Origin of the sequence: Adhaeribacter soli (genome assembly GCF_008727925.1) — a bacterium.
GTDB lineage: Bacteria > Bacteroidota > Bacteroidia > Cytophagales > Hymenobacteraceae > Adhaeribacter_A > Adhaeribacter_A soli.
In genome coordinates this window covers 422,207-435,879 of the sequence record NZ_VTWT01000001.1, presented here as the reverse complement: position 1 = coordinate 435,879, position 13,673 = coordinate 422,207, and the positions used below count along the sequence as shown (strand labels likewise).

General features: G+C 47.0%; 11 protein-coding genes. 9 read left to right on the top strand and 2 right to left on the bottom strand.

Translation table 11 applies throughout. The annotated features are described in order from the left end of the window. Positions 1–53 precede the first annotated feature (53 nt). Positions 54–527: a nucleoside deaminase gene (locus F0P94_RS01675; RefSeq protein WP_150901962.1), complete on the top strand. Its 474-nt coding sequence runs from the start codon at positions 54–56 to the stop codon at positions 525–527. Between the two features lie 5 nt (positions 528–532). Then, entirely contained in the window at positions 533–988 is a 456-nt protein-coding gene (locus F0P94_RS01670) for an RNA methyltransferase (protein WP_150901961.1), read from the top strand. Positions 989–1,468: 480 nt separating this feature from the next. Here F0P94_RS01670 and ffh read toward each other — a convergent pair whose 3' ends face one another. Beyond that, entirely contained in the window at positions 1,469–2,806 is a 1,338-nt protein-coding gene (ffh, locus tag F0P94_RS01665; RefSeq protein ID WP_150901960.1) for a signal recognition particle protein, read from the bottom strand. Between the two features lie 153 nt (positions 2,807–2,959). On the opposite strand from ffh, the gene F0P94_RS01660 reads away from it, so the two are divergent. Then, on the top strand, positions 2,960–4,258 hold the full coding sequence (locus F0P94_RS01660) for a glycosyltransferase family 4 protein (RefSeq protein WP_225307089.1): 1,299 nt from the start codon (positions 2,960–2,962) through the stop codon (positions 4,256–4,258). 64 nt (positions 4,259–4,322) lie between these two features. Here the strand turns inward: F0P94_RS01660 and F0P94_RS01655 are convergent, their stop codons facing one another. Then, positions 4,323–5,441: a glycosyltransferase family 61 protein gene (locus F0P94_RS01655; protein ID WP_150901958.1), complete on the bottom strand. Its 1,119-nt coding sequence runs from the start codon at positions 5,439–5,441 to the stop codon at positions 4,323–4,325. Between the two features lie 172 nt (positions 5,442–5,613). Between F0P94_RS01655 and pseB the strand changes: the two genes are divergently transcribed. The 6 genes from pseB (at position 5,614) to pseI (ending at position 13,672) form a co-directional block, all read left to right on the top strand. Continuing rightward, positions 5,614–6,636, top strand: coding sequence for a UDP-N-acetylglucosamine 4,6-dehydratase (inverting) (gene pseB / locus F0P94_RS01650; protein WP_150901957.1), 1,023 nt, complete (start codon positions 5,614–5,616; stop codon positions 6,634–6,636). A gap of 140 nt (positions 6,637–6,776) precedes the next feature. Then, the gene (gene pseC / locus F0P94_RS01645) at positions 6,777–7,961 is read left to right on the top strand and encodes a UDP-4-amino-4,6-dideoxy-N-acetyl-beta-L-altrosamine transaminase (RefSeq protein WP_150901956.1); all 1,185 of its coding nucleotides are present in this window, start codon (positions 6,777–6,779) and stop codon (positions 7,959–7,961) included. A 56-nt stretch (positions 7,962–8,017) separates the two neighbouring features. Beyond that, positions 8,018–8,776 carry a glycosyltransferase family protein gene (locus tag F0P94_RS01640; RefSeq protein ID WP_225307088.1) on the top strand — a complete coding sequence of 253 codons (759 nt, stop codon included), beginning with the start codon at positions 8,018–8,020 and terminating at the stop codon, positions 8,774–8,776. A gap of 98 nt (positions 8,777–8,874) precedes the next feature. Then, positions 8,875–10,347: a UDP-2,4-diacetamido-2,4,6-trideoxy-beta-L-altropyranose hydrolase gene (gene pseG / locus F0P94_RS01635; protein WP_150901955.1), complete on the top strand. Its 1,473-nt coding sequence runs from the start codon at positions 8,875–8,877 to the stop codon at positions 10,345–10,347. A gap of 86 nt (positions 10,348–10,433) precedes the next feature. Then, entirely contained in the window at positions 10,434–12,527 is a 2,094-nt protein-coding gene (locus F0P94_RS01630) for a prolyl oligopeptidase family serine peptidase (RefSeq protein WP_150901954.1), read from the top strand. 104 nt (positions 12,528–12,631) lie between these two features. After that, entirely contained in the window at positions 12,632–13,672 is a 1,041-nt protein-coding gene (pseI, locus tag F0P94_RS01625) for a pseudaminic acid synthase (protein WP_150901953.1), read from the top strand. Position 13,673 lies beyond the last annotated feature (1 nt).

The window sequence follows — 13,673 nt, the reverse complement described above, 5'->3', positions numbered from 1 at the left end:
CAGCTGAAATCCGGAAGGCTTTATTAACTTAGCAGGCTTATTAAATTTGAAATATGAATCCGAACAAAGAATTCATGCTGGAAGCCATTAAGCTTTCGGTGGAAAAAATGGAAGCCGGTTTTGGCGGCCCCTTTGGCTGTGTAATTGTGAAAGATGGTAAAATAATTGCCCGCGGCTACAATAACGTAACTTCTTCCCACGACCCTACCGCGCACGCCGAAGTAGATGCCATCCGGAAAGCCTGCAAAGAACTGGGCACTTTCCAGCTCGACGATTGCGAATTGTATACCAGCTGCGAACCCTGCCCGATGTGCCTGGGTGCCATTTACTGGGCCCGCCCGAAAGTGGTTTACTACGGCAACACCAAAGCCGATGCCGCCCAAATCGGTTTCGACGATCAGTTTATTTATGATGAGCTGGACAAACCCATGACCGAACGGAGTATTCCCATGATCCAGTTTATGGCCGAAGAAGCACATGCCGGATTCAAAGCCTGGGAAGCAAAAGCCGATAAAACCGAGTACTAAGGAGTTTGGAAAGTAAGGATTTAAGTAAAGGATATTTCGGAATAGGCGTACTGGACCCCAAGCACGAAACCAATGTAGGTACCCTCTGGCGTTCAGCTTCTATTCTGAATGCCAGCTTTATTTTTACCATCGGCAAACGGGTTCCTAAACAAAAAACCGACAGCCTGAACGCCTACAAATCAATTCCGTTTTATTACTACGAAACCTTCGAAGACTTTTTCCGGCATTTACCCTACGGTTGTCAGTTAGTGGGAATAGAGCTGGCGGAAAATGCGGTGAAGATCGAGCAGTTCCAGCACCCGGCACGATGTGTGTATTTATTAGGAGCTGAAGATCACGGTTTAACGAAAGAAGCCCTGCAGAAATGCCATAAACTGGTGCAGCTTCCCGGCGATAACTGCCTGAACGTAGCTGTAGCCGGTTCCATTACCATGTACGACCGGTTGCTGAAGCAGGGCTGAACGGTAGGGATCGGGGCGGAAAAGTACGGCAAATTAATTAGGGAGAAAGGTTTAATAAATTTTCATCAGATTGAGTGCTTTCTTTATAATTAAGGCCTGAAAGCTTCGGAAACGTAGAACCCACCCCTACCCCTCCGAGGAGGGGAATTTGATCTTCAGGATTTTTTTGATTAGGAGCTATCTGATAAATTAAAATTTCTTCGTAGCGTAGGGTTTAAATCCTACGCTACGAAGAAATCTATTTGCCACGTACAATTTAAGAAACTGGTTTAGGTATTTATGAGATAGCTCCTAATTACTATAGCTGATACTCCCCTCCTCGGAGGGGTTAGAGGGTGGGTTCTTACCTTTCGTACAAACTTACCATTCAAAAACACTCCCGTAAAAACAAAAAAGCTGCACCTCATAAGAAGTGCAGCTTTTTTGTTTAAAGGAAATTCATTTTCAAATTTCCAAATCTTCAAATTTTCAAATCAAGAATTATCGTCCTCCGGCCATGCCTTTCAGCTTCGCCAAGGCGCCCGGTTTGCCGGCAAATTTGTTCATCGAACGCATCATTTTCCGCATGTCGTTGAACTGCTTCATCAGGTTGTTTACCTGCTGAATGCTGGTTCCCGAACCCTGGGCAATTCTCCGGCGACGGCTGCCGCTGATAATATCCGGGTTGGCACGCTCGTCTTTGGTCATGGATTTGATAATGGCTTCGATCGGTTTGAAAGCATTTTCATCGATCTCCACGTCTTTCATGGCTTTACCTACACCCGGGATCATGCTTACCAGGTCTTTGATATCACCCATTTTCTTGATCTGCTCCAGCTGAGACAGGAAGTCGTCGAAGTTGAACTGGTTTTTGCGGATCTTCTGGTTAATGCGACGAGCTTCTTCTTCGTCGAACGTTTGCTGAGCCCGTTCTACTAAGGAGATCACGTCACCCATACCCAGAATACGCTGGGCCATCCGGTCAGGATAGAACAGGTCAAGGGCTTCCATTTTCTCACCGGTCGAAATAAACTTGATCGGTTTCTCCACAACGGCTCTAATAGATAAAGCAGCTCCACCGCGGGAGTCACCATCTAATTTGGTCAGTACTACCCCGTCGAAGTTAATGCGTTCGTTGAAGGTTTTGGCAGTATTTACCGCATCCTGGCCCGTCATGGAATCAACCACGAAAAGGGTTTCGGTTGGGTTAATGGCGCGTTTGATCTCGGCAATTTCGTTCATCATCGCTTCGTCCACGGCCAGACGACCGGCGGTATCGATGATCACAACTTTTTTACCGGTTTGCTTGGCGTGCGCAATGGCTTCCTGGGCAATTTTAACCGGGTTCTTTTCTTCCAGGTTCGAATATACATCTACGCCTACCTGGCCGGCCAGCACTTTCAGCTGGTCGATCGCCGCCGGACGGTACACGTCGCAGGCAGCAACCAATACCTGGCGGTTCTGCTTTTTCAGGAAGTTGGCCAGTTTACCCGTAAAGGTGGTTTTACCGGAACCCTGCAGACCGGCAATTAAAATAATGGCCGGATCGCCTTTTATATTGATATCCTGTTTTTCGCCGCCCATCAGTTCGGTCAGCTCTTCGTGCACGATCTTCACCATTAACTGGCCCGGCGAAACCGCGATCAGTACGTCGCGGCCCATGGCCTCGTCCTTGATCTTATCGGTTACCGTTTTGGCTACTTTATAGTTTACGTCGGCATCTACGAGCGCGCGGCGCACTTCCTTAATGGTCTGGGCAACGTTAATCTCGGTAATGCTGCCCTGGCCTTTCAGGGTTTTAAAAGCACGGTCTAGCTTGGTACTTAAATTATCGAACATCGTTTGTTTCAGTTTAAAGAACAAAAATAAGCATTTAATCGGGAAAGTGCTGCCCTTTTTTAAAAATCGGTACGTATATTCGTTCCAAATATGCTACAGAATTTTCCGACAGATAAGAATACTTTTCCTCCGGGAAAAACAAATCAGCAGCCCTTGCTTAAGGTACTGTTTATTACGTATTACTGGCCGCCTTCGGGTGGGGCGGGCGTGCAGCGCTGCCTCAAATTTGTAAAACACCTGCCTGAATTCAACGTAGAGCCTACCGTGGTAACCGTTAGCGAACACGAAGGGGCCTATCCTTTATTCGACAATTCTTTACTGGCGGAAGTTCCTGAGAATGTGCGCGTTTTCCGCACCGCTACCAGCGAACCCTTCGAGTATTATAAAAAACTGACGGGCAAAAAAGAGATTCCTTACGGCGGTTTTGCGAACGAGAAAAAAACCGGCCTGGTGCAGAAATTGTTTAAGTTTTTGCGGGGTAACCTGTTTATTCCCGATGCCAGGGTTGGCTGGAACAAGCACGCCCTTAAAAAATGCGCCGAACTCCTTGAAACCGAAAAATTCGATGCCGTTATTACTTCTTCCCCGCCCCACTCCACCCAGTTAATTGGCCTGGAACTGCAGAAAAAATACGGCTTACGCTGGATCGCCGACCTACGCGACCCTTGGACGGATATTTATTATTACAAGGATCTAAACCATACTTTTTTAGCTAAAAAGCTGGATGAAAAGTACGAACGGGAAGTAATTCAGAAAGCCGATGCCCTGCTGGTAACCAGCGCCGACACCAAACGCCTGTTCCTGAATAAACCGGTAAATATCGATTCGGATAAAATAATGGTGCTGCCCAACGGTTTCGACGAAGCAGATTTCCAGTTCCCTTCCGAGCCGCCCAACGACCGCTTCTGCCTGACCTATACCGGTACCATTACCGACACCTATAACATTGTAGCCTTTCTGCAGGCCTTTGCCGAAAACGCCCGCCGCTATCCGGAAATTAAATTCAGTCTCCGGTTCGTAGGCAAAGTCTCGGCGGAAGTGCAAAAACAGGTGGAAGACGCCAACCTGGTGCATCTGGTCGAATACGTGCCGTTTGTGCCGCACGTGGAATCTATTCAGTACCTGATGCGGTCAACGGCTTTGCTTATGGCTATTCCGGACGTAGAAAATAACTTCTGCATTTTACCGGGTAAACTGTTTGAATATCTGGCTTCGAATAAACAGATCATCTGCATTGGCCCGGTGGGTTCCGACGCAGACCGCATTATAGATGAATGCGGGGCAGGCCGGGTTTTCCATTATAGCGCCTACGACCTCATGCTCGACCACCTCGATACCCTGAGCCGCAACTGGAAAGTAAACTATAATCTCGATCTGCCGAATATCAATTACCAACATTATTCACGCAAAGCTCTTACCGGGAAACTGGCCGACCTGATCCGGACGAAATAAAAACGGTAGCTTTTCAGAGAGAAAAGCTACCGTTTTTGGTTTTAGTTAATTGCTTATAGGCACCTTAATTACTTTCCAGCATCTCTACCAGCTTCTGTTCAAATTCCTCCACCGGAACTGTAAAATCCAGCTTAGAATCAGCCTCACTTCCCAGCAGGTAATGGTAATCGAAGCCCAAACCCTTGCAAAGCATAAAGTAGTGCGATTTCATAATATCCTGTGGGTGAAGCTCCAGAACGGTAGCTTTTTGCGAGAAAAAAATATTGGTTAAACCGGCACCATGGGGAGCAACAATATTCCGGCTTTCATAAAACAGAAGCACCTGGTCGCGGTAGGTCAGGTATTCCGGAAAAACTACTTCAAAACCAAGCTTTTCCAATATTGGCAATAGATCAGCCTCATTTGTAATCCTGCGTTTTGTTGCTTTGCTCCGACTGATGAAGATCTTCCGCTGCGGCACTTTCTCTTCGGTTTTGTACCCTTCCCACAACTTTTCCCGCAGGAACTGACCAATGGGTTGAGGCAAATATCCGCTGTAATGATCGGCTACGAACGAAGGGAAATAAAACGTTTCGCAGCGCCATTTCTCGTGCTTCCTGATAGTAGCCAGCTTGAAATTCGAAAAATCGTGCAATAAGAACGCTAAGGTTTCCTGCTGAAAAAGCGGCACAAATTCCGGCATTACCAGTGTAATGGGCTCTTTAACGGTCTGCAGCAAGGCATAAAGCCGCGGAAGACAATCAAAAAACCAGTGGTAATTGCTCGTAGCCGCCCAGGGTAAATGAAAGATGGAAGTATAAACTCCTTTCTTCCGCTTCGCAAGCATAAAAGCCGGCATGCGCCAGCCCGGCGAATTAGCCATCCGACGCAGATCGAAAACCGACTCCGTAACGAGTTTATCCGGAAAAGTATTATGCAGCACTAGGCCACCGGAATTTGCCAGTAAAGAAACATCAGCGAGCCTGGTAAGCGATACCTCTTTCTGCCGGTACCCTCGGGAAAAATCCGAATCATAATTAAATGAGGCTGCACACCGTTCTAAAAAAGCCTGTTCGGTACTATTAAAATCTATAAATTCAGCAGGAAGCAACACCTGTTTTTCCGGGTGATGAAAGATGGAAGCATTCCGGTGAAAATAATTTATTCCGGACAGAAAACTGAAAACAAACTTTTTTAGTGGCATTGGCTTTACCCTTGGACTGATTTCGAGGCAGTAAATTTAGGGTTTTAAAATTCCGGCTCTATTCCTTTCTAAGAGTTTTTATTAACTTGCCATCTTTTAAAGCTAAGCAGATTATTCAAAAAAACCAGCTCAACGAACAGGTTCAGATCTGCCGTTTCCTTATTATTTAAACATGAATTTAGATCTCAATCATAAATCTATATTAGTAACCGGCGGTACCGGCTCCTTTGGTAAAAAGTTTGTAGAAACCATCTTACAGCTATATCCGGATATTAAGCGCCTGGTTATTTATTCCCGCGACGAACTGAAGCAGTTTGAGATGGCCCAGATTTTCCCGCACCAAAAGTACAAGGCGATCCGGTATTTTATTGGCGACGTGCGCGATGCCGAGCGGATGCGCCGGGCCTGCGAAGGCATTGATATAATAGTGCATGCTGCTGCTTTAAAGCAGGTGCCTGCGGCCGAATATAACCCGATGGAGTGCATCAAGACCAATATCTTCGGCGCCGAAAATGTGATCAATGCCGCTTTGGATTGTGGGGTATCCGAAGTAGTGGCCCTTTCTACCGATAAGGCTGCAGCCCCCATAAATCTGTACGGTGCCACCAAGCTTTGTTCAGACAAGCTTTTTGTTGCTGCCAATAATATGAAAGGTTCACGCACCTTGAAATTCTCGGTGGTGCGTTACGGGAACGTGATCGGATCAAGGGGATCCGTAGTTCCCTTCTTTTTAAATAAGCGGAAAGATGGCGTGCTTCCGATCACACACCCCGATATGACCCGCTTCAATATTTCGCTGGAAGAAGGCGTTGATCTGGTATTATATGCCCTGGAACATGCCTGGGGTGGCGAGATCTTTGTACCTAAAATCCCTTCCTACAAAATCACCGATGTTGCCACGGCCATTGGCCCGAACTGCGACCAGGAAATTGTAGGAATCCGTCCGGGCGAAAAACTGCACGAAGAAATGATCACCGAAACCGATTCTTTAAGCACGATTGAACTGGATAAGTATTATGTAATTGTTCCGCAAATGCCTAATAAATGGACAGCAGAAGAATACATGGAAGCCTTTAAAGGTAAAATGGTGGAACCCGGTTTTAAATACAACTCCGGCACCAACCACGACTGGCTTACCCCAGAGCAGATCCGCGAACAGATCCGCCTCCACGTAGACCCGAACTTTACAGTTTAGTGATTAGTGAATAATGATTAGTGATTAGTTAATTTTTTAAAAAATTCCCAACTCCAGGAAGTAATTTATTAACCCGAAAAATCACAAATCATTAATTCCCTTACTAATCACTAATCATTATTCACTAATCACTATTAAAGATGAAACCCATTCCCTACGGCCGGCAGCACATTACCCAGGAAGATATAAATGCGGTGGTGGAAACGCTGCAATCGGATTTTCTGACCCAGGGCCCGAAAGTAGCGGAGTTCGAGGAGAAGTTTGCCGCCTATGTCGGGGCGAAATATGCCGTAGCCGTTGCCAACGGAACGGCAGCCCTGCATCTTTGCGCGCTCGCCCTGGAGGTAAACGAAAATTCCCGCGTTATTACTACCCCCATTACGTTTGCGGCTTCGGCCAATTGCGTGCGCTATTGCGGCGGCGAGGTAGAATTTGCCGACATCGATCCGGAAACCGGTTTGCTCGATATTGAAAAGGTACGCCAGAAATTGGAAAGTCAGCCAAAAGGATATTACACCGGCCTTATTCCCGTCGATTTTGCCGGCATGCCGGTAAACCTGGAAGCCTTCCGTAACCTGGCAGATGAATATGGTTTATGGATCATTGAAGATGCCTGCCACGCTCCCGGCGGATACTTTACTGACTCCAACGGCAACAAACAGAAATGCGGCAACGGCGTGTATGCCGATCTGGCCATCTTTTCCTTCCACCCGGTAAAACATATTGCTACCGGCGAAGGCGGCATGATCACCACCAACGATCCTGCCCTTTACGAAAAGCTGTTGCTGCTTCGCACCCATGGCATTACCCGCGACCCCGCCAAAATGCGCGAAAACCACGGCGGCTGGTACATGGAAATGCAGGAACTAGGCTACAATTACCGGATGCCGGATATGCTTACCGCTTTGGGCATTTCGCAACTTACCCGCGCGGATGAAGGTTTACAGCGCCGGCAGGAAATTGCCGAACGCTACGACCTGGCCTTTAAAAACCTGGAGAACGTAAAGATCCTGAACCCGGCGGCATACGTACAGAATTCCTCAGCAAACCAGATTCATGCGTATCATCTTTATGTAATTCAGGTGGAGAACCGGAAGGAACTTTACGATTACCTCCGCACCAAAAATATCTTTGCCCAGGTGCATTACATTCCGGTTCATTTAATGCCTTACTACCAGGACCTTGGTTTCCGGAAAGATGATTTTCCACTGGCCGAAGCCTATTACGAAATGTGCCTGAGCCTGCCCATGTACCCTAGCCTGACCGTTGAAGAACAGGAATATGTAATAGAAAAAGTGATCTCATTCGTTCAAAGCAAAAGCTAGTTAAGCAAAAATCTTTCAGGACACATCGGCAGCAATTAAAGTAAAAGAATATCAGGGTGAATAATTTAAAATTTCCGGACCGGGATTTGAAAGTCGGTATTATTTCGCAGGCCCGGATGACCAGCACGCGCCTGCCGGGAAAAGTGCTGAAAGCAATTGGGGGCAAGTCCGTTTTGCATTACCACTTGGAGCGCCTCAAACAATCTGGCTTTCCCGTTTATATAGCCACCACTACCAATGCCTCCGACGATCCGGTAATTGAATTCTGCAAAGCGCAGGACATAGCCTACTATCGGGGCGATGAGCAAAACGTGCTGAGCCGGTACTATGGCTGTGCCAAAGAAAACGAACTCGATATTGTAGTACGGGTAACCTCCGATTGCCCCTTAATTGCGCCGGAACTGGTTAAAAATGGTATCGAAATCTATTTAAAAACCAGGAACCCATCCCTCTATTTATCCAACGCCCTTGAACGCACTTTTCCGCGGGGTTTCGATTTCGAGATATTCTCTTATGCATTGCTGGAGCGCGCCTTTTTTGAGGCTACCCGTCCGGAAGATCTCGAGCACGTAACGCCTTACATCCATCAGAACCGGACCGGCGACATTCAATTCTACCATTACCTTCATTCAGAAGATAAGAGCAACTACCGCATTACGTTAGATACGCCGGAAGATTTTGAGTTGCTGCAAGCTTTAATCGAAGATTACCAGGCGGATAAGCTTACCGGCCGGGAAATAATTACACTGCTCGACCAGCATCCGGAATTAGTGGCTATTAATGCGCAGATAGAACAGAAAAAATTAACCAGCTAAGGGCAACCCGGCTGTTCCGTCCTGAATTTAACAAGATACTTCTTGTGTCTGCCCGGAATTTTTAGCACCTTCAACCCTAAGTTCAGCAGCATTGGATTATGGCCAAACCCCGCCTTTTTTTCCGCGCCGACGGCAACAGTAAAATCGGTTTAGGCCACGTAATCCGGTCCCTGGCTCTGGCCGAATTATTACAGGCCGATTTTGAATGTACCTTCGCGATTCAGCAACCTTCGGAAGCCTTGCTAAATCAGCTCCAATCGGTATGTAAACCGATAGAAAAACTGGCAGCTACCGAAAACGAAAACCAACTTTTAGCGGAAGCCGAAACGATAAGCAATTCCTTTTCCGGTCAGGAAATTATTGTGCTGGATGGGTACCAATTCTCAACCGGGTACCAGCAAATATTAAAAGCTAAAGGTAACATCCTGGTTTGCCTCGACGACCTGCACGACCGCTATTTTGTAGCTGATGCGATTATCAATATTGCCGGTGGTTTGAAGAAGGAAGCCTATTCTGTGGCGCCGTACACCAAACTGTGCCTGGGTCCGGCATACGCCCTGCTTCGCAAGCCTTTTCGCGAAGCGCAAAAAACGTTGGTAAAACCAGGCAGAAAAGAACCGAAAATGCTTCTTTGTTTTGGCGGTGCCGATCCGGAAAATTACACTTTAAAATACGCCCAAAAACTGCATGAAATTAAGCCTGAATTAAGGCTTGAAATTGTAACCGGCAGCGCATACCAGAATTCCGAATCGCTTCAGAAATTTATTTCCGGAAATCCGTATGCCTTCTGGCGTAAAAACCTGGACGCCGAAGCCATGGCGGAATTAATGGCCGAATGCGCAGTAGCGCTTTGTTCGGCAAGCTCGGTGGCTTATGAGTATTGTGCGGTAAATGGTATGCTTTTCGTCGAAAAAACCGCCGAGAACCAGGCAGACCTTTACCGCTATTTGATTACCGAAAACCTGGCCTTACCGGCTGAAAAAATCCATGAAGTTTTAACCGGTTCCGGAAGCAAACACTTGGCTAAAACACTAATCCGGAAGCAACAGGAAATCTTTAACGGACAGGCCGAAACCAACCTTCAAAATCTGTTTTCCGGGTTGGCTTTACAGGCCGGCCTCCGGTTCCGGAAAGTTAAAACTGAAGATGCCGAACTGCTTTTCGAATGGGCCAACGATCCGGAGGCAAGAAAATTTTCCTTTAACGCAGAGCCAATCCCCTACGAAACGCACCTGAAATGGCTTTCCGGCAAATTAACTAACCCCCAGGCTCTGCTCCTGCTGGCAGAAATCCAGCATAAACCGGCCGCCCTGCTCCGCTTCGACTTAAAGGAAGACATTGCCCTGATAAGCTACCAGATCGGGGCGGAATTCCGGGGGAAAGGGCTTGGCCACCGGGTGCTCCAGGTTGGTTTGCCGGAGCTGAAAAAGTATTTCCCTGAAATTACCGAAGCCATTGGCTACGTACAGCCGGAGAATGTGGCTTCGGTACGGGCCTTTGAAAAAGCCGGGTTTAAAAATTTGGGGATCGATGCAAAATTGAAAGCTTATAAGTTCTTAACAAAGCTTTAAAAACATAGAACAAAAGGTTTATCTTTGCCTTTTGAATTCTATTAAAACAAGCTTTCCGGTTACGATCCGGTATTTTTAACTTTCTAATGCTTAAGAATCTTACTTATAGTCTCTGCATAATTTTATCCATTTCAGCTGCTCATTCCCAAACCATTCCATATCCGGTAACGGAAAAGGCTCCCGTAAAAGATACCTACTTCAACAAATTTGCCGTTACCGACGATTACCAATGGCTGGAGAACTTTAACAGCCCGAAGGTTAATAACTGGGTTAATGCCCAAAACGAAATTGCGCTTCCCCTCTTAAACAAGTGGCAAACCAAACATAATACCTTCCTGCTGATCGATAAGTATTCCTTTGCCCGCTTCGATCATCCCAAAAAGCACGGTAAATATTACTTTACCATGGCCTACAACAGTACCCATGGCACCCCGGCACTTTACTACAAAGAATCCTTTCAGGTAGAACCAAGACTTCTGGTAGACCCGAATGTGATGGATACCGATACCCGGAATAAAATAACCATCAGAAATTACGCGGTTTCAAAAAATTCCGAATACCTGGCACTTCAATTTAATCTGAACGGCTCAGATTGGACGGAAATTAAAGTAGTATCCCTAAAGAACGGCGCCTTTAAAAAGGATCACCTGAAAGGGATTAAGTTTTCCAATATTGCCTGGAAAAACGATGGCTTCTTTTACTCCTCCTTCCCCCAGGCCGACAATTTAAGCCAAACGCTTGGTCAAAAGATCTACTACCATAAAATCGGCACCGAACAGAAAGACGATCAGCTGATCTTTGAAAGAAACAACCCTAAACTGAATTTCCGGTTTAATGTAACTTCCGACGAAAGATTCCTGATAATTAAGGAAATAAACGAAGAAGGCGGCAAAATCAATATTTTCTACCTCGATTACGAGGCGGAACAACCAGCCCTCAAACCGCTGCTAACCAACCTGCGGTACGGCGTTCAGATCCTGGACAGCCACGAGGGAAAACTGATTGCATTGGCTGCTCAAAAAGATAAGGATGGTAGTATCCTGGAAATAGACCCGGCCAATCCGTTAAAATGGCGAAGCATCGCGCCTAAATTTTCGAAGGCGGTTTTAGAAGATGTAATTCCCCTGAAAGATAAGATAATTGCTACTTACCAGGCCAACCAGCGCCCATTGGTTTCAGTTTTCAATTACAAAGGCGATATTTTGTATAACCTGGAGCTTCCACTCGGAACTTCGGTAGATGGTTTCAGTGGAAATGCAGATGATGAAGAATTCCTCTTCCACCTGACTTCGTACCTTTTCCCTCCTTTGGTTTATAGCTTCAACGTAAACACCTACAAACTTAAAGTAACTGATCAAACCCGGGTAAATTATACGATCGACGATCTGGAAGTTAAACAGATAGAAGCTCCTGCCAAAGACGGCGTAAATATCCCGATGCTGCTGGTTCACAAAAAAGGTCTGGCACTCAACGGCAATAACCCCACCATTCTTTCTGCTTACGGGGGCTTTGGCGCCCTGGAAACGCCGTCCTTCGATCCGGCCATTGTTTACTTCGTAAAACAAGGCGGCGTTTTTGCCTTCGCCAACATCCGGGGCGGCGGCGATTTAGGAGTAGAATGGGCAATAAAGGGCCGGGGTCGAAATAAACAAACTTCTTTTAACGATTTTATTTCCTCTGCCGAACATTTGATTAATGCAGGTTATACCAGTTCTTCTAAACTGGCGGCTACCGGAGCTTCGAACGGAGGTTTGGTGGTGGCTGCAGCAGCTATCCAGCGGCCAGCTTTATTTAAAGCGGTAGTGCCGGTGGTAGCGCCTCTGGATATGATCCGGTTCGAAAAGTTTACGGCCGGTCGGTTCTGGGCCGATGAATACGGAACCGCCAGCGATAGCTCCGAATTCCGGAGGCTGTATAAATACTCCCCTTACCACAACATCCAGGAAGAAGTAAATTATCCGGCAATGCTGATCATGACTTCCGATAATGACGACCGGGTAGTGCCGCTGCATTCCTATAAATTTGCCGCCCGGTTGCAGAACCGACCGGCCCAGAAAAACCCGATCCTGCTCCGGACCGAAAAAAAGGCCGGGCACCAGGGGGCAAACACCATGTATTCCGGGGTTAACGAAAAAGCAAACATGTACGCTTTTATCTGGGAACTTTTAAATCAGAAGTAGCTTTAAAAAGGAAGGTTTATTTCAATCCCTGGTACTTTTATCAAATTTCTTTCTAAATCCTTACCTTCGGGCCGGTAAACCTTTTACAGGTAAAAAGCAACCTTATGAATACTTTCCAGATCGGAAACCATACCATTGGCCAGGGACAGAAACCGTTTATCATCGCGGAAATGTCGGGCAACCACAACCAGTCGCTTGAACGGGCATTGGCCATTGTAGATGCCGCCGCCGCCGCCGGCGCCCATGCCATTAAACTGCAAACTTACACCGCCGATACCATGACGCTGAAAGGCGCTTTCACCATTACCGATGAAAATTCGTTATGGAATGGCCGGGAACTTTACGATCTGTATAAAGAAGCCTATACGCCCTGGGAATGGCATAAACCGATCTTCGAACATGCCCGGGCCAAAGGCATTATCGCCTTTAGTTCGCCCTTTGACGAAACTGCCGTAGACTTTCTGGAAGAATTGGAAGTACCGCTTTACAAGATTGCCTCTTTCGAAAATACCGACTGGCCTTTGCTGAAAAAAGTAGCTGCTACCGGCAAACCCGTGATCATGTCTACCGGGGTATCGTCGCTGGCCGACATTGCCGAATCGGTGCAGGTGTTGCGCGATAATGGCTGCAAGAATCTGGTGCTGCTCAAATGCACAAGCACCTATCCGGCCACGCCCGAAAACACCAACCTGAACACTATTCCGCACATGCAAACGCTTTATAACTGCCCGGTCGGTCTTTCGGATCATACCATGGGCATTGGGGTATCGGTTGCGGCAGTGGCGTTAGGCGCCTGCGTTATAGAAAAACATTTTACCTTAAACCGGGCCGACGGCGGCGTAGATTCTGCTTTCTCGCTGGAACAGGCCGAACTGCAAGCCCTGGTTACCGAAACGGAAAGAGCCTGGCAGGCCATGGGAACGGTACAGTATTGCGTGCAGAAAGCCGAAGAAAAAAGCCGCATTTTTAAGCGTTCCATTTACATTGCTAAAGACATTGCCGCCGGCGAAAAGCTTACTGCCGAAAACCTCCGGATAATTCGTCCGGGCGATGGGTTGGCTCCAAAATTCTGGGAAAAGGTGCTGAGTAAAACTGCTAAACAAAACCTGAAGGCCGGCACGCCGCTTACCTGGGAGAATTTATAAG